This window comes from Candidatus Odyssella thessalonicensis L13 (assembly GCF_000190415.1).
Taxonomy (GTDB): domain Bacteria; phylum Pseudomonadota; class Alphaproteobacteria; order Paracaedibacterales; family Paracaedibacteraceae; genus Paracaedibacter; species Paracaedibacter thessalonicensis.
In genome coordinates, this window is record NZ_AEWF01000004.1 from 70384 (window position 1) to 87444 (window position 17061).

At 44.7% G+C, this 17061-nt stretch carries 15 protein-coding genes; 10 read left to right on the plus strand and 5 right to left on the minus strand.

Annotation, left to right across the window (positions count from 1 at the left end; translation table 11 throughout):
* The first annotated feature begins 10 nt into the window (after window positions 1–10).
* Window positions 11–520, plus strand: a complete 510-nt coding sequence (locus HMO_RS14260) for a P-loop NTPase family protein (RefSeq protein ID WP_010300877.1) — start codon at window positions 11–13, stop codon at window positions 518–520.
* A 159-nt stretch (window positions 521–679) separates the two neighbouring features.
* Window positions 680–1957 (plus strand): acetyl-CoA C-acetyltransferase, encoded by a 1278-nt coding sequence (locus tag HMO_RS0107540; protein WP_010300879.1) that lies wholly within the window; start codon window positions 680–682, stop codon window positions 1955–1957.
* A gap of 46 nt (window positions 1958–2003) precedes the next feature.
* On the opposite strand, the gene HMO_RS0107545 is transcribed toward HMO_RS0107540, so the two are convergent.
* Window positions 2004–2306 (minus strand): hypothetical protein, encoded by a 303-nt coding sequence (locus HMO_RS0107545; RefSeq protein WP_010300882.1) that lies wholly within the window; start codon window positions 2304–2306, stop codon window positions 2004–2006.
* Window positions 2307–2647: 341 nt separating this feature from the next.
* Between HMO_RS0107545 and HMO_RS0107550 the strand changes: the two genes are divergently transcribed.
* From HMO_RS0107550 to HMO_RS0107560, 3 genes are all read left to right on the plus strand, one after another.
* Window positions 2648–3937: an MFS transporter gene (locus HMO_RS0107550; RefSeq protein ID WP_010300887.1), complete on the plus strand. Its 1290-nt coding sequence runs from the start codon at window positions 2648–2650 to the stop codon at window positions 3935–3937.
* A 25-nt stretch (window positions 3938–3962) separates the two neighbouring features.
* On the plus strand, window positions 3963–5198 hold the full coding sequence (locus tag HMO_RS0107555; protein ID WP_010300890.1) for an MFS transporter: 1236 nt from the start codon (window positions 3963–3965) through the stop codon (window positions 5196–5198).
* 67 nt (window positions 5199–5265) lie between these two features.
* Window positions 5266–6855, plus strand: coding sequence for a lysine--tRNA ligase (locus HMO_RS0107560; RefSeq protein ID WP_010300893.1), 1590 nt, complete (start codon window positions 5266–5268; stop codon window positions 6853–6855).
* Between the two features lie 79 nt (window positions 6856–6934).
* On the opposite strand, the gene HMO_RS0107565 is transcribed toward HMO_RS0107560, so the two are convergent.
* Window positions 6935–7174, minus strand: coding sequence for a hypothetical protein (locus tag HMO_RS0107565; RefSeq protein WP_010300896.1), 240 nt, complete (start codon window positions 7172–7174; stop codon window positions 6935–6937).
* 217 nt (window positions 7175–7391) lie between these two features.
* Here HMO_RS0107565 and HMO_RS0107570 point away from each other — a divergent pair, with 217 nt between their 5' ends.
* The 5 genes from HMO_RS0107570 to glmS all read left to right on the plus strand — a co-directional run bounded on the left by HMO_RS0107570 (window position 7392) and on the right by glmS (window position 15061).
* Window positions 7392–8852 (plus strand): tetratricopeptide repeat protein, encoded by a 1461-nt coding sequence (locus HMO_RS0107570; RefSeq protein ID WP_010300900.1) that lies wholly within the window; start codon window positions 7392–7394, stop codon window positions 8850–8852.
* A 311-nt stretch (window positions 8853–9163) separates the two neighbouring features.
* Window positions 9164–10861, plus strand: coding sequence for a methionine--tRNA ligase (gene metG / locus HMO_RS0107575; protein WP_029448653.1), 1698 nt, complete (start codon window positions 9164–9166; stop codon window positions 10859–10861).
* A 266-nt stretch (window positions 10862–11127) separates the two neighbouring features.
* Entirely contained in the window at window positions 11128–11436 is a 309-nt protein-coding gene (locus tag HMO_RS14265; RefSeq protein ID WP_010300908.1) for a DUF2312 domain-containing protein, read from the plus strand.
* Between the two features lie 431 nt (window positions 11437–11867).
* Window positions 11868–13208: a bifunctional UDP-N-acetylglucosamine diphosphorylase/glucosamine-1-phosphate N-acetyltransferase GlmU gene (gene glmU / locus HMO_RS0107590; protein WP_010300910.1), complete on the plus strand. Its 1341-nt coding sequence runs from the start codon at window positions 11868–11870 to the stop codon at window positions 13206–13208.
* A gap of 26 nt (window positions 13209–13234) precedes the next feature.
* Window positions 13235–15061, plus strand: coding sequence for a glutamine--fructose-6-phosphate transaminase (isomerizing) (gene glmS, locus HMO_RS0107595; RefSeq protein ID WP_010300913.1), 1827 nt, complete (start codon window positions 13235–13237; stop codon window positions 15059–15061).
* Window positions 15062–15318: 257 nt separating this feature from the next.
* Here glmS and HMO_RS17545 read toward each other — a convergent pair whose 3' ends face one another.
* The 3 genes from HMO_RS17545 to HMO_RS15595 form a co-directional block, all read right to left on the minus strand.
* Window positions 15319–15600, minus strand: a complete 282-nt coding sequence (locus tag HMO_RS17545; protein WP_010300915.1) for a M15 family metallopeptidase — start codon at window positions 15598–15600, stop codon at window positions 15319–15321.
* A gap of 23 nt (window positions 15601–15623) precedes the next feature.
* On the minus strand, window positions 15624–16097 hold the full coding sequence (locus HMO_RS17550; protein WP_010300917.1) for a M15 family metallopeptidase: 474 nt from the start codon (window positions 16095–16097) through the stop codon (window positions 15624–15626).
* Window positions 16098–16276: 179 nt separating this feature from the next.
* Entirely contained in the window at window positions 16277–16861 is a 585-nt protein-coding gene (locus HMO_RS15595) for an NUDIX domain-containing protein (RefSeq protein ID WP_010300919.1), read from the minus strand.
* Between the last annotated feature and the right edge of the window lie 200 nt (window positions 16862–17061).

Here is a 17061-nt window from a genome sequence, read left to right on the forward strand (position 1 = left end):
AGCAGCCGGGATGCGCATTTTAATGTTTGGCCGTCCGGGCAGTGGCAAATCCACCTGTGCTGTTAACTTGGGGGAGCGGTTATCGCTCCCCGTTTACCATGTCGATAAAATATTCTTTAAATCCCAGTGGCAAGCACGGGATCGCCAAGAGTTCATGCATTTAATTCAGACCTGGGTGGACCAGGAACATTGGATTATTGATGGAAATGGCATGGGGACACTTGAGAGCCGGTTCGGCTGTGCTGATATTGCCATCTACTTTAATTTACCATGGTTTATCTGTTTATGGCGTGTATTTAAACGTTTATGGTTTGCCCGTGATCCCCGCATCGATGACCGCGCGCCGTCGTCACCAGAGCGCGTTAGGTGGGGACTTATCAAATATATGCTGTTTTTCCGAAAACGCTACCGCGCTAAAATTTATCGCCTAGCTCAAGCTTATCCTCAGGTCCGATTTATTGAAGTTAACAGTGATGAGCACATCAAATCCTTGCTCTTAAATTTAGCGCAGCCTAAGTAGACGCAGAGAAAAACCTGACCTTAAAACCCTGGTTCCCTGATCACTTTTGTGCGGCGGTAGCTAATAAGGGTGTTATTTACCATCTTGCTAAGCATGCGAATATCATCGATCATAAATCTATTGTTTATAAAAGATTAGCATGCCAACGGGGGGTATCGGATGAGATCAGAGCAAAATCAAGTTTATGTATTGGGCAGTGCCCGGATTCCTTTTGCCAAAAGTATGACTACCTACCGCAACGTTTCACGGCATGAGTTGATGGCAGCTTCCTTAAACGCCTTAGTTGATCAGTATCGGTTGCAGGGGCGTTTGATGGGCGATGTCGCTTTAGGAGCGGTCTTAAATAGTTCGTCTGAGTTTAATCTGGCTCGGGAAGTAGTGTTATCAACAGCGTTACATCCCGACACGCCGGCCTACAATGTGCAGCGGGCCTGTGGCACCGGTTTGGAAAACGTTTGGCAGATTGCTCTTAAAGCTCATAGCGGCGCCATCACTATGGGAATTGCTGGCGGCGTTGATACCAACAGCGATTTACCCATCGAGGTGTCGGAAGGGCTGCAGAAAGCCATGTTGCAGCTCAATGGGGCTAGAACCTTAATCGAGCGGTTAAAGATAATTGGCAGTCTAAAACTGCGAGATTTGACTCCAAAAATCCCGGTTATTGATGAGCCGCGAACCAAGTTGTCCATGGGCAAGCATTGTGAATTGATGGTCAAAGAATGGGGAATTTCCCGGGAAGAGCAAGATGAGTTGGCCATGGCCAGCCATGTTAATGGTGCCAAAGCTTATGCAGAAGGCTTTTATGATGACCTTGTCACCCCTTTTCAGGGTTTAAAGCAAGATGGGACATTGCGTGGCGATACCAATCTAGAAAAGCTGGCTAAACTCAAGCCCGCCTTTATTGCTGATGGGTTATTGACCGCTGGTAACAGCTCACCATTAACCGATGGCTCCGCCTGTGTGCTGGTGGCGAATGATGTGGGGGCCAGCAGCTTGGGGCTTAAGCCGTTGGCAAAGATTATTGATGTGCAAGCGGCCGCCGTTGATTTCGTGAAAGGGGCAGGGTTGTTAATGGCACCAACCAAAGCCGTGGCGCAATTGCTGACTAGAAATAGGCTGACATTTGCAGATTTTGATTACTTTGAATTACATGAAGCCTTTGCTGGCCAAGTGCTATGTAATATGAAAGCTTGGGAAACAGAGAGCTATTGCCGGGATGTGTTAGGTCTTAGCTCGGCTCTGGGTAAAATTGATCGTAGCAAATTAAATACTGTGGGCAGTTCCTTATCGGTCGGCCATCCTTTTGCCGCCACCGGTGCCCGGATTACGGGAACTTTGGCTAAGCTATTATCGCAAAATGGGTCAAAGCGCGGCTTAATCTCTATTTGTACGGCGGGCGGCATGGGCATTGCCGCCATTATGGAATCAGTTAACTAGACTGTAGTTAATCTGTTAAGGGGGTGCTGACTTAAGAGTGTATCCCTTACTTTTTGGCCTCAACTATTCTATCTGGTGCATCGACACAGGTCTTCCGACATTGCTCTTGCTCATGAAGAGAGAGCATTTTTAACTCTTTAATTTCAAGTTGCCTTTGAACAGCATAATCTCCTTTCCCATTCCATTCCTGTTCAAATTTTTTAAGGCGACTCTGAAAGTTTGCTCCAACCTTTTTGAAGCAGTCTTCGTATTTAATGATCGGATTCTCTGATAAGGCTTCACAAGCGCCGCTAGGCGCTAAGCTAATTAATGACAAAGCTGCGGTGGAAAAGACCATTTTTCTAAACATTATAAGACTCCATAAAAAATTTTCTCATTCATTTATAAACATAGGTTGGTGGAATCGCTTATCAAATCAGAGAGAGTTTGTGAGATTGATATCTTTGTTTTTACAGAGCGGTAATTGGCTTCAGAGTAAGGGAATTAATTCTCAAGCAAGCAACCAAGAAAAAGTATATGCGTTTTTTGTAATTAAATTACAAAAAACTGCTATTAATAATAATTATAGTTCTTAAGATTCACAATTATGCTATTTTTATCTTACGAAGCGTGTAAGATAAAAAAATATGGTCAAAAAACTGAATTATGAAACCAACTCTTATTAATTCTCAATTGAGGTGAAATTATCCTATGCAAGCAGTCACTTCTCCCGCCCCGTCATCTGCCCAAAACTCTAAGCTAATTAAATCCCACTACGGGTGGATTGTGTGGGGCTGTGCTGCTTTATTTTACCTGTATGAATACATTTTGCGGGTCTCGCCCAGCGTGATGACTAACGAAATAGCCATCGATTTTGTAGCTACATCCACCACCATAGGCCTAATGGCTTCATATTACTACTATGCTTATGTCTCGCTGCAAATTCCCTGTGGTGTGATCGTTGATTGGTTAGGAGCGCGACGCGTTATCACCTTCTCTGCCTTATTGTGTGTCGTGGGCAGCTTCATGTTTAGTTATGCCACCACCATGGAAATGGCCAAATGCGCGCGGTTTTTAATGGGCGCAGGCTCGGCGTGTGCTTATTTAAGTACTATGAAAGTAGCCTCCGTATGGCTTAAGCCAGAACGTTTCGCGCTGGTCGCCGGTATTACCATGATGATGGGGACATTAGGTGGGCTGTTTGGTGGTGCTCCTTTCGCGATTCTTGTCAATAATTATGGCTGGCGCTTAGCAATGCTGATCATGGCAATTGCTGGGCTGGGAGTTGCTTTAGCCTGTTGGGTAATGATCAAAGATTCTAAACAGGGCAAAGAAGAAGCGGTCGAAAGTGCAGGGCTCCTGATCGGTCTGAAAGCGATCATGAGAAATCCCCAAAACTGGTTAATTGGAATTTATGGCGGCCTAATGTATGTACCTTTGTCCGCCTTTGCTGAGTTATGGGGAACGCCCTACTTGATGCGCCTGTATGATATCTCCAATGAAAAAGCATCACTCTCAAGTGCCATGGTCTTTGTCGGCATGGCCTTAGGCTGTCCGTTATTTGCAGCCTTATCTGATCGCCTTAAGAGTAGGGTTAAGGTCATGTCTTGGTCGGCTTTACTGACCATACCTCCATTTATGGCTGTGATATACATTCCCAATCTTCCTCTAGAATTAACCTTTGCGTTATTGTTTCTGGCTGGGCTCGTGTGTGGGGGGCAAATATTATATTTTGCGGCCGCGAAAGAAATCAACGATCCGGCTTACAGCGCCACAACCATTGGTTTTACCAATGCTTTTGTGATGGTGAGTGGGGTAATTTTTCAACCCTTGCTCGGAGTAATTATTGACTTTGCTTGGGATGGTCTTGTAAATCTGGATGGAACACCCATGTATAGCATAGGTGATTATCAACAAGCGATGGCGACAATTCCGGTGTGCATGATCGCCGCATGGTTTGTTATGCTCTTTGTTAAAGAGACATTTCCTGCCCATCGCTAGGACTAAAGATAACGTAGGAGTGTTTATGAACATACGCCCGTGGCTTATCTGGGGCTGTGCAGGTCTATTCTATTTATATGAAATGATCCTGAGAGCTTCCCCTGGAGTTATTGCCAAAGACTTGATGGCTGACTTTGGCGTTGCCTCAACAGCGCTTGGCGTTTTAGCATCTTTTTATTATTACTCTTACGTGGCCCTTCAGATCCCGTGTGGCGTGATTGTCGACCGGCTTGGGGCTCGGCGCGTTATCACTTATTCGACGCTCCTGTGCGCCGTTGGTAGTATCCTCTTTGCTTGCAGTACCTCCCTATTGGGGGCTCAGATCGGGCGCTTTCTTATTGGCGCTGGGTCAGCCTGTGCCTTTATAAGCTGCCTAAAAATCGGCTCAGAATGGTTTTCTCCCGCTCGCTTTGCGATGATTGCGGGCCTGACCAATATGATGGGAACCGTTGGGGGGATGGTCAGCGGCCCACCCTTTGCGATTCTGAGTAATAACTTTGGTTGGCGCCAGGCGACAATTATTGCGGCCATTATTGGCGTCATTTTGGCTGCTATTTGCTGGCTAATTATGCGGGATAAACCCCAAGAGTTAACCAATAGACAGGAACGTTTAGGCGAAGGTTTGCTGCGAGTGGCGCGTGATCCCTTAAACTGGCTGGTCGCAATTGTGGGTGGATTGATGTACGTCCCGATCTCCGCATTTTGTGAACTATGGGCAGTTCCATTCTTGATGGAAAAATATGGGGTTTCCAATGAAATTGCCTCTCGAGCCAATATCATGCTTTATTTAGGAATTGCTTGCGGGAGTCCAATGGCGGCTCGCTTGTCTAACTATCTCAGCCATCCGATCCGGGTTATGAGTATCTCTGCCTTAGCGACCGCTGGACTTTTTATGGCTGCTGTGCGCTTTGATAGCATTACTTATTCTGTGATGTTAATCATTCTTTTCCTGGCCGGGGTAGCAAACGCCGGTCAGGTAATGTGTTTTGCGGCGGTAAAAGAAAATGTTAGTAATTCCCTAAGCGGAACCGCGGCTGGCTTTACCAATGCTATTGTGATGATGAGCGGTATAATCTTTCAACCATTATTAGGAGTCATTCTGGACATGGCCTGGCAAGGGCAATTTAATGATGATGGCAGTCGCTATTATGGTCCGGAGGCGTATCAAACCGCGATGATGATGATTCCCCTGTGTTTCGTTGTGGGCTGGGTGATGTTGCAATTTATTGAGCGCAAACAGACCCTAACCAATCAAGCATAAACCTTGCTTTTGCTGAGCAGAAGCAGTACTTTACGGATTATATTTGTTATTTGAAAGAGTAGGTCCAATGCAAGCTTTGGCAGATCATTTAGAACAAGAACTTCGCTCATTGGCGAATCAGGCGAAATCATGGCCATTTGAGGAAGCGCGCCGTATCCTCACTCGAATTGGTCACAAAGCACCTGAAAAGGGCTATGTTCTGTTTGAAACTGGCTATGGACCCTCAGGCTTGCCTCATATCGGTACCTTTGGTGAAGTTATGCGCACCACTATGGTGAAACGTGCTTTTGAAATACTAAGTGACATTCCAACTCGCCTGTTCTGTTTCTCCGATGACATGGATGGATTGCGCAAGGTGCCGGAGAATGTGCCTAACCCTGAGCTGTTACGACAGCATCTTAACCAGCCTTTGACCCAGGTTCCTGATCCATTTGAGCAATATGAAAGCTTTGGTCAGCATAACAATGCGATGCTCAGGCGATTTCTAGATTCTTTCGGGTTCGAGTATGAATTCCAAAGCTCCAGTGAATGGTATAAGGGCGGCCGCTTTGATGACATCCTCAAGTTAATCTTGGCTCACTATGATGAAGTGATGGCGGTCATGTTGCCTTCCTTACGAGAGGAGCGTCGCCAAAGCTATAGTCCCTTCTTGCCCATCTGCCCAACCACGGGGCAGGTCTTACAGGTTCCGATTATTAGCCGTGATGTGGAAGCCGCTACCATTACTTACCGCGACGAGCACACAGGTCAATTAGTAGAGGTTCCGATAACTGGCGGCCATTGTAAACTACAATGGAAAGCTGATTGGGGGATGCGTTGGCGCGCCTTTGATGTGGATTATGAAATGTCCGGAAAGGATTTAATTGATTCTGTCAAGCTGTCAAGCCAGATCTGCCGCATCATTGGCGGACGTCCTCCTGAGAGTTTTACCTATGAATTGTTCCTCGATGAACAGGGTCAGAAGATTTCTAAGTCAAAGGGTAATGGCTTAACCATTGATGAATGGCTAACCTATGCCCCGGATGTAAGTTTGGCTTATTACATGTTTCAGTCACCACGCAAAGCGAAGCGGCTGTACTTTGATGTGATCCCGCGCCATATGGATGAGTATTTAACTTATCTGGGCAAGTTTAATGAGCAGGAATTAGCTCAAAAGCTGGATAACCCGATCTGGCATATCCACAATGGTAAGCCGCCGCAAGCGGAGAGCGCTTTAAGTTTTTCAATTCTGTTGAATCTCGCCAGTGTCTGTAATGCTGAAGATCCCTCGATCTTATGGGGCTTTGTCACCCGTTACCAGCCAGAGGCCAGCCCTGAGAAGCTGCCTTTCCTCGATAAGCTGATCAAGCATGCGATTGCTTATTATCATGATCGGGTATTGCCTGATAAAAAGTATCGCGCTCCAAGCGATCTCGAAAAAGTCGCCTTAGCCGACCTTAAGACCCGTTTGCAATCCTTGCCGGCAGTGGCTGCGGCTGAGGAAATTCAAACCGTTGTCTATGATGTGGGTAAGGCCCATGCTTTTCCCGAATTAAAAGCATGGTTCTCTTGCTTGTATGAAGTGCTATTAGGACAATCCGATGGACCGCGGATGGGCTCATTTATAGAGCTCTATGGGATTAACGAGACCATTTCTTTAATTGAGAGCAAGCTTTAGACAAATCTCAAAGCTTACCTTCCTGATCAATCCCTCTGCTGAGTAGTCTTCTATGAGCTTGTAGGGGGAGCTGAGCTTCTCAGTATCTCACAATCATATGACGATGATGGTGATGCTTATGATAATAATAAGGGTAAGGGTCATAATAATTATCGAATGGATCGATGACGCCGACCCGAGGCTCAGTTAAAATAATGGCTTCGCGTGCTGATCGATCAAAGTAGGTGTTCCTATTAAAGTATGCATTCTGGCTATAAACATCCGGATTACATGCTGTAAGTAATAAACATGCCAAAGCTAGTAAGATAGAGCCCTTCATCCGCAGTCTCCAAATTTATCTTTCTTTATAAAAGATAGAATTATACTGCCGTAGATCAAGTCAGCTGCTTGCAACCTCTCATCAATAAGTATTAGCTTTCTGAGAATTGCTTGTATGGCTTGCGCTCAACTCTTTTCCTCTTGCAATAAAAAGGTGAGTCTTTTATAAGAAAGTGTCTTCCAGTAAAAAATATTAAATTGATTTTAGAGAATCAGAAATGTCTTATCTTAGAATTAACTTTGTTCTATTCTGTTTATTCTTTTCTAAATTAATGGCTATGGAAGAAAACGAAGTACAGGAAGCAGACAAAGCTTGTAGTAATGGAGAACACTGTTTGCTTTCAAGTGCCCAGAATGAGCCATACAATGCTGGTCAAGCTTGGGATCAGCTTTTACAAGCAATTAAAGAGGCGATTACTGAAGAAGAAAATTTTCTTGCACAAGAAGCAGAGCTGTTTATCGTTGAGAATAGAGCAGTGATAAAAAGAAAGCAGCCTGAGCAGTTTGAAGAAGCTTTAAACATAGAACCTGAGGCAGTTGTTACCTCGTGTGGGGAGCAATTAAAAAGACTCAGACTAGCTCTGATAGATCACAATAGTATCCATGACTATTCTTTACTAAGTGATGTAGATCTTATCGATTGCCTTCAAGATAATCCTAATAAGGCAGCTTGGTTAGTTTTATGGAAAAGAGTTCTGGATTGCTGTGATATGCCTTGCCGACACTACCGTCCACTTATAATTGATAACAATTTATTGGGGAGAATAGAGCTAGTGCAAATGTATACTTCTCAGATTGGTTGTTTGATGTACTGCTTGAGGTCTGAAGAATATCCTGCAGGCTTGAGGGCGGAGCTTAAGCACAGGGAACAAGCTGAAGATAAAACTGCTAGATGCCTCTTAAGCTTGGTATCTAATCGGCCTACTTCAATCTCCTCCTCACAGGGAACTTTACAAATAATGGAGCGACTACGCCAAGACTCTAATGAGATGGATTGGAACGCCCTTTTAGAGAAAGCTCTGGACCTTGAATTGTTCCCCTATAGGGATGCAGACTGTACACAATTTATGCTCGATGTCTTACCTACATTTTCTAATGTAAGTCAGTTATACACTGCGCAAATTGGGTGTGTAATATTTTACCTTAAAACCAAACATTATCCTGAGGGGTTAATTGAAGAATTGATTATCAGGGCCAATCAAGATAATGATACGGCTCAGTATTTATTAGGCTTAAGAATTTATTGGAAATCCTTTTTAGAGAGTCTTTGCTGCCAGGGGAAATTTAACCATTTACTGGGGACAACAGCTGAGGCTGACATTTGGCTAGAAAAAGCTGCTAACAAAGGAAATTTGCGAGCTCTATGGCAGCTGGGGCGGCGATACGAAAAGGATCCCTCTTATAAGCAAAAATCTATACAATGGCTAAAGATATTAGCAACCCAAGGCCATTATGAGGCTGCGCGCCATCTCTCAGGTATGTATCGAGATAGATTTGGACAGAATTTTGATCTTCAAAAAGCAGATTATTGGCGAGATAGATACTTTTCTAACCTTAATAGGAGCGGTAAATTACATCTTTACTTAGGTTCGGTTGAGCCTTCTAAGATATTTGAAATGGACGACCCTGATGAAATGTTATCAAACTATATATACTTGAAATCACAAGGCTTATTATGATTTTGTAAAGTTGAAATCCCATTGAGAATTTATACTATCATGGAGATGAGGTAACCGGCTACACACTCGCAAACTTTTTCGTCGATACAATTCCAGAAATCATGTGCCAGAAGAGACAATTTCTTTCCTGACAAGTTTAACTTACTCTTCTATTTCTCTAACTCCTTTATGATTGGAGCCCTTTGCCATTTATGATCCTCTTTAAGCTGTTGAGACACAGCAGTTGTCGTGAAAGGTTGAGATAACTGTTGCTCCAGTGAGGGGTTCCAGGGTATTTTGAGGCAAAGTAATTTATTGACTTAACTAGCGAAATGACAAAAAGACATCTGATAACGAGTGCGCTTCCGTATATTAATGGCATTAAACACTTAGGCAATTTGGTCGGATCGATGTTGCCAGCGGATGTGTATGCTCGGTATCTGCGGCAACACGGCGAACAAGTTCTGTATATTTGTGGAACAGATGAGCATGGCACGCCGGCCGAGATTGCCGCTGAAGCCGCCGGTCAAGAGGTTGCCGCCTATTGCCAAGAGATGTATGCGACGCAAAAAGATATTTATGAACGCTTTGGCATTTCTTTTGACTACTTTGGTCGCTCCTCCAATCCCGCCAATCATCAGCTCACTCAAGCGCTTTTCTTACAGATGCGCGAGAACGGCTATATTGAGGAGCGAGAAATTGAGCAGTATTACTCCCATGCGGATCAGCGTTTTTTGCCTGATCGCTATGTGGAGGGAACCTGTCCTACTTGTGGCTATGCTAAGGCGCGGGGTGATCAATGTGATGGTTGTGGCCGCCTGTTAGAACCCACGGACTTGGTCGAGCCCTATTCTGCCCTTTCTGGCAGTAAAGATATCGAACTCAAAGCCACCAAACACATCTTCTTACTTTTGGATAAGTTGACGCCGCAACTTGAAAGCTGGGTTGCCGATCGTCCTGAATGGCCCGATGGCGTTAAAGGCATTGCGCGCAAATGGCTCAAAGAAGGGCTGCAGCCGCGCTGTATTACCCGGGACTTAAAATGGGGCGTACCAGTACCACTTGAGGGGTTCGAGAATAAGGTCTTTTATGTTTGGTTTGATGCCCCCAACGGCTATATCAGCATTACTCAAGATTGGGCCAGAGCAACAGACCAACCCGAGGCCTGGAAAACCTGGTGGCAGGATCCAGACCAGGTGCATTATGTGCAGTTTATGGCTAAAGATAACGTACCCTTTCACAGTATTTTTTGGCCGGCGATGTTAATGGCAACAGGGCAGAAATGGAAGCAAGTAGACTATATTAAAGGCGTCAATTGGCTGAATTATGATAAAGGCAAGTTTTCAACCAGCCAAAAGCGTGGTATTTTTACGGATACGGCCTTAGACTTATATCCTGCCGATTATTGGCGTTATTACTTGATGGCGAACTGCCCGGAAAGTGATGATGCGGATTTTACTTTTGCTCACTTCGCAGCGATCCTGAATAAGGATCTAGCGGATATTCTAGGCAACTTTGCCAATCGTAGTTTTTCCTTAGTTCATAAATATTTTGAAGGAAGGCTGCCCGTTGCGTTGTCAGGCGCGACCCTGGATCAAGACCTGCTGGCTAAAGTGACCGCCATGGTCAATGACTACCAAAAGTCATTAGCTGATATGAAATTCCGCCAAGCGTGTAGCCAATTGCGGGCGCTATGGGTATTAGCTAATGAATATATTACCGTTCAGGAGCCATGGAAAGCAGCAAAAAATGATCTCAATCAGGCAGCTATCTGCTTAAGTCATTGCCTGTATCTGCTGCGATTGTTTGCCATCCTGGTGCATCCGTTAATGCCGACCACCGCGGTACGGATTCTAGAATTATTAAGAGATCCCCTTGCGGCAACGGTGGCTGCGACACCGTTTGCGGAAGGGCTTAATTTTAGCGCCTACTCGGCTAATCATAATCTGGGTGAGCCGGTGCGGTTATTTGAGAAGATTGAGGACGAACGTGTAACTGAGCTCACACAACAGTTTGGTGGTGGTCAGTAAGAAGGCTGCTGAAGGGCAGTCAGCTCAGCTTGTCTGCTTGGGAGCTTGAAAAAGGAATGATAAGGCCCAGGGTCGAATATGATAAATAAACTCGCGCTGAGGCATCGAATTTTGTTCCCTCCCACCCTTGATTTGAGGTATAATATTTAGTAATTGGACAATAATATCCTAACCATTCCTATATAATAGGTCTTTTGATGGGGATTTAAGTTAGTAAATCTCTGGATTTTCCTTTTAATTATTAATTTTAGTAGGAGAGACGACGCATGCAGATCATAAACAATTCATCCGCAAATCAGCTTCGGTTATTTATTGAGAAAGTTGAACGTTTAGAAGAAGAGAAATCAGAGCTGATGGAAAACATTCGAGAAGTCTATTCTGAAGCGAAGGCTGTTGGTTTTGATCCTAAAGTCATGAAGCAAATTGTCAAGCTACGTAAGATGAAGCACGAAGAAGCAGTTGAACAAGAAGAACTCCTCGATATTTATCGCGCGGCTTTAGGAATGATTCCTTCCAGCCGCGATAATGATGACCTTCCCGCCCATACGCATGTTGCGGAAGAAGAGGCAGCCTAAGCCATACTATGAAACGATAGAAGGGTGAAGGATAAGATTCACCCTTTTTGTTGCCTAAAGTTTTAAGGTTGTATTATTTTACGGCTTGAAAGGGTTAAGAATTAACTTTCAGTCCATAGGCGCGATCGCCTAATCAATAAACAAGTTAGCTAATCTATTTTTGGGCTGTCCTATAAAGTTTAAGAGAGCCCCATAGAGCGAGCCCATTGTGCTCTAGTAAGAGAGATAGTGTAGAGGGTTATAACTACTCTTTTAAATCGGAGCTGCGATGATAAGGGGTACAGACAACTAGAATGAGCTTTAATTGTCGTGAAAGTTAAGGATGGAGCTTGGTTCCTCCAAAAAAATTACATCGCAATAAAATTTAACATTTTGACAGATGCGCCCTAAATGCCCATATGATATACGTGATTTGTAGAGGTTTTTAATAAATGACAACAGCCCTAATCTTAGCCGCGGGTATGGGTACTCGCATGAATTCAAGTGTACCGAAAGTTCTCCACTCAGTAGGGGGTAAGGCGATGGTACATCATGTAATTGATCTCGCTCTATCAATGAATATGGAGCGAGTCGTGGTTATTGCGTCACCGTATTTAGATAAGGAGCAGATTGTCTCTGGTCGGCAGATTGAAGTCGCTATCCAAGAAAAGCCACTGGGCACAGGCGATGCAGTTCGAGTGGGTGTTGACCATATCAAGGATTATGAAGGCGATGTCTTAATCTTAAGCGGTGATGTTCCTTTAATTGAATTTGAAACGCTCGCCCCTCTCTTTAATAAGCGTGAGCTTTATCCAGAAGATCTTTTGGTTTTGGCGATGCGGGTAGAGGATCCACGACAGTATGGGCGACTGCTAACAACCGATGATATTGTTGATGGTATTATTGAATATAAGGATGCGTCTTTTGAACAGCGCGCTATTAACCTGTGTAATGCTGGCGTCTATCTGATTCCAGCAGCTGTCTTGCGAGCTTTATTGCCGCTTCTCTCTTCCCAGAATGCCGCAGGAGAATTCTATTTAACGGATATTATTGCCCTCGCCAAAGCTCAAGGATTAATATCGCGGTATGTGGAAACACCGCATCCCGAAACCTTAAATGGAATTAATAATCGCGTCGAACTTGCCCAAGCTGAAAAGATTATGCAGCAACGCTGGCGGCAACGAATGATGTTAAGCGGCGTTACCTTAATTGATCCCGACTCTACTTTCTTTGCTCACGATACAATTATTGGTAAAGATACGGTTATCCATCCTAATGTCACTTTCGCCCCTGGCGTTATTGTCGGCAATGAAGCGACCATCTATCCTTTTTGCCATCTGGAAAACTGTGTTTTGAATTCCGGAGCCAAGGTCGGGCCTTTTGCTCATTTGCGAACAGGGGCCATTATTGGTGAAAAGGCGGTGGTTGGGAACTTTGTTGAGATCAAAGATACGACCCTGGGTGCTAAAACCAAGGTTAAACACCTCAGTTATTTAGGTAATGCGCAAATTGGGGACCGGGCTAATATTGGTGCCGGCACCATCACCTGTAACTATGATGGCTTTAATAAATCGCCAACTCATATTGGTAATGATGCCTTTATCGGTAGTAACACATCTTTGGTAGCGCCGGTGCATGTGGGAGAAGGAGCCATTATTGCAGCGGGCAGCGTGATAACGGATAATGTTCCCGAGCATTCCTTAGGAATTGCCCGGCAACAACAAATCAATAAACCCGTTTGGGCCAAGAACTTTCGCACAACCGTAAGCGAGCTGAAGTCCAGAAAATCATAACTTTTTAAAATAGGAATTTGTCAACTATGTGTGGAATTGTCGGCATTGTAGGCCATCAACCTGTAGCACAACGATTAATTGATGGCCTCAAACGTCTTGAGTACCGCGGTTACGACTCAGCGGGTATAGCGACCCTTTGCCAAGGTGATATTGCTATACGACGTGCCAAGGGCAAGCTGCAGGCTTTGCAAAACCTCTATGACCAGGATCCCATAGAAGGGGTTATTGGTATTGGCCATACCCGTTGGGCTACGCATGGTGTTCCCAGTGAGGCTAACGCTCATCCTCATATCTCTGATAGGGTGGCGGTGGTTCACAATGGAATCATTGAAAATTATGCGGGCCTGAAAGAGATGCTGTTAAACAAGGGGCATCAGTTTGCCAGCCAGACTGATACAGAAGCAGTTGTACATTTGATGACGGATTATTTAAGCCAAGGCAATTCCCCGATTGAGGCGCTGCGTCGGACCTTAGCTGATATTGAGGGGGCCTTTGCACTGGTGATTTTGGTTAAAGGCGTGGAAGATACACTGCTGGTCGCTCGACGCGGTAGCCCCTTAGTCATCGGTGAAGGGGACGGTGAGAGTTATGTGGGCTCAGATGCCTTAGTTTTGGCGCCGTGGACGCAGCGCTTACGGTATCTGGAAGAGGGGGATTATGCAATTGTATCGGCCCAAAGTATCCAGATCTTTAATGCGCAAGACCAACATGTAGACCGTCCTGTAAAAACGATTAACATTTCCGCCGATGCTGCCACCAAAGGTGGATATGATCACTTTATGTTGAAAGAGATCTTTGAGCAGCCGACAACTGTGAAAGATACCGTAGAATCGTTAATCGATAGCTCAGCTGAAACCCTCAATTTGCCTGTCGATATTGACTGGAATAATATCAGCAAGTTAACCATGATTGCTTGCGGCACATCTTACTTCTCAACTGCGGTGGCGAAATACTGGTTTGAGATGATTGCTAGAATTCCTGTGGAAATCGATATTGCCTCCGAATTTCGTTACCGGGAATCTCCCTTGCCAAAAGGGGGCGCTGCTCTCTTTATTTCTCAATCAGGGGAAACCATTGATACTTTAGAAGCGATGAAGCAAGCAAAAGCAGATCATCAAACCACCATTGCCATTGTTAATGTGGCTGAAAGCAGTATGGATCGTTTAGCAGATTTCTCTGTTCATACGAAAGCGGGCCCTGAGATCGGTGTTGCGTCCACAAAGGCATTTACAGCACAATTAGCAGTTCTGGCGTGTTTATGTCTGGATGCGGCCCAAAAAAGAGGGACCCTAACTTCGAGTCAGGTTCAGGATCATATCCAGCACTTGCTAAACCTGCCCAATGAGATTTATGGTATCTTGCAAAAAGAAGCCGATTACCAGCAAGTTGCTCACCGGATGCAGCCAGCGCGGGATGCTCTTTATCTTGGGCGAGGGACTAATTTCCCTATTGCCATGGAAGGGGCCTTAAAGCTCAAAGAGATTTCTTATATTCACGCCGAAGGTTACGCGGCCGGCGAAATGAAGCATGGTCCGATTGCTTTAATTGATGATCTGATGCCCGTTATTGTTCTAGCCCCCCATGATAAATGGATGGTTAAGACCTTATCTAACCTGCAGGAAGTGATTGCCCGAGGTGGAATCGCGATCTGTTTTACCGACCGTCTAGGGCGACAACATATTGAACAGGATAAGATTCCAGCTCAGATTGTGGAAATGCCCCTAAGTCATCCATTAACGGCGCCGATTCTTTATGCCTTGCCGATGCAATTGCTGTCTTATTATACAGCCCTGCTAAAAGGAACAGATGTTGACCAACCCCGCAACTTGGCTAAATCTGTTACTGTTGAGTAAGCGTGATCATAACCTCAGCCATCAGGTTGTTCGAGGGCGCCTTATAAATAAGGCGCCTTTTGCTTAAGCGCATTTAAGGAAGAAGTGAGATGTTTCACCCCCTAAGGGACACGTTAGGTTTTCAAGGGCTGCGATTATAAGTGAACCTTTGTTGCCAAGCGTGAAAATTCAGTAGGTGGAGATTAATATAGTTTTTTGAATGAGAGCTCAGCTAGTCTTCAGCTTGCCTTTAAATCCCGGTAAGACTGTGATTAACTTTATGCAATAAAATCGAAGTACGTTTGGGGATGGGGATAGGGCTCGTCCGCCAGGGTATAATGCCACCATTCCAGTTTGTACTCATTAAAACCGTCCTGCTTCATTATTGTGCGTAAGAAATTGCGTTTCTCCAAGTAGGGCTTGTCGACAAGCTGGCTATCGTGATGAGAGATTTCATGAAACAGAGCGAAGGAAGAGCCCATATCCTCTGTATTATCATCTAGGAAAGGAATTTTCTCACCATTTGTCAGCTGGCGGTAAGAAAGAGTAATGGGCTTCAACGGCTCACCATCTTTAATAATGGTTAAGTCAAAAGTGCTTCCCGGCTATGGCCTGACTTTTTAGCCACGTAGCCCAATTCAAATAGGTCCTTTTTAGCAACTGTGGGATAGTAAAGCTCTTTGACAGATTGATCCGCCTCATCCTGGCTCCACTTTATAAACTCATTAACAGCCCGTTGGGGACGGTAGCCATCATAAACAACCAACTTATATCCGTGAGTATTAAGTGCTGCATGGGCTGCTTTGAGCTTTTCAGCGGCTGCTTTGGTGCAAATAATTCTCGGTGTGGTGTAGCCCTCTACTGGTTTTCCCAGAAAGTTCTGCCCCTCGTAACAGCGTGGGCTTTCTATAATGGTAGGGTCAATATCTGTTAAGAACACAAATCCCGGATGTAGCCCTATTTCAGCTGAAAAATCATATTGTTGAGCTTTAGCCCCTTCAAGAACAACTATAGAACCTAATAGATATCGTAGTGTATGAACGACTTTATGATACATCTTAACCCCTCTCTAATGTTTTTGATATTATTTAAATTTCAAGGTAAGTATAGACAAGACAGCAGCCCCTAAGCAGATTAGAGCCAACTCCCTAAATAATGATAAATTCTAATCTGGTTGGAGCTGTTAAAATCACCCCGTGTTTCACCAACGAACTGCGTCCCCCTGCTTAATGCAATTCAACGGGGAGAGGCTTTGTCTTGCGGGATCCCTACGGAGCAAGCCTGGCGACAAGGGTTACAGGCGCTTAAACTCTTAAGATAGCTTTTCAAGATTGCTTTATGATCAAAGGCGAAGTCAAGGGACTCCAATTGCTCTTGGAGCTGTTTAGGAGTATAAAGGATCACTTTTTTGGCATCGCTCGCAGCTTTAGGCTGTTGAGGAGTTGTGCAGGCAAAAGTTATTTCAACTGAGTGCTGCCGCGGATCCCTGCCTGGGTCACCGTGAACTCCTATAAGTTTAAGATTATTAATCTCTGTAATTGTAAGCTCTTCCTGCGCTTCACGCTTAAACGCTTGTTGGGGCGATTCATATTCTACATGACCGCCAAACATTGCTAACCCTTTGGGTGCCTTTCCGCGTTCAATGAGGGCAATTTTATTCTCAGGACAAACATGCACCACACCAGCTGTCGTTAGGACAGGACGGCCAACATTTTCTTGTGGTTTGTCCTCTTGAAAAACAGAGCAGCTACTTAGAGCGCTGCAATTTATTGCTATGGCAACAACCTTTGCTATGGAGTTCATACTATTATTTCTCAGCATTTTATCTCTCCTAGGAGTTAAGTGATGTCGTCGGCTGCATAATAGGGGATATCGAAGCAAAAAACGAGGTTTTTTAAATTTTCCCCATGTCTCTTTAATCAGAGGAGAAGAATAAGGATGTGTAGCGTACAAAATGAGCAGGGTTTCTTTTCTTCCCTGCCAATATTTTATGGTTTAACTTTGATCTTGTTTGCTATGAT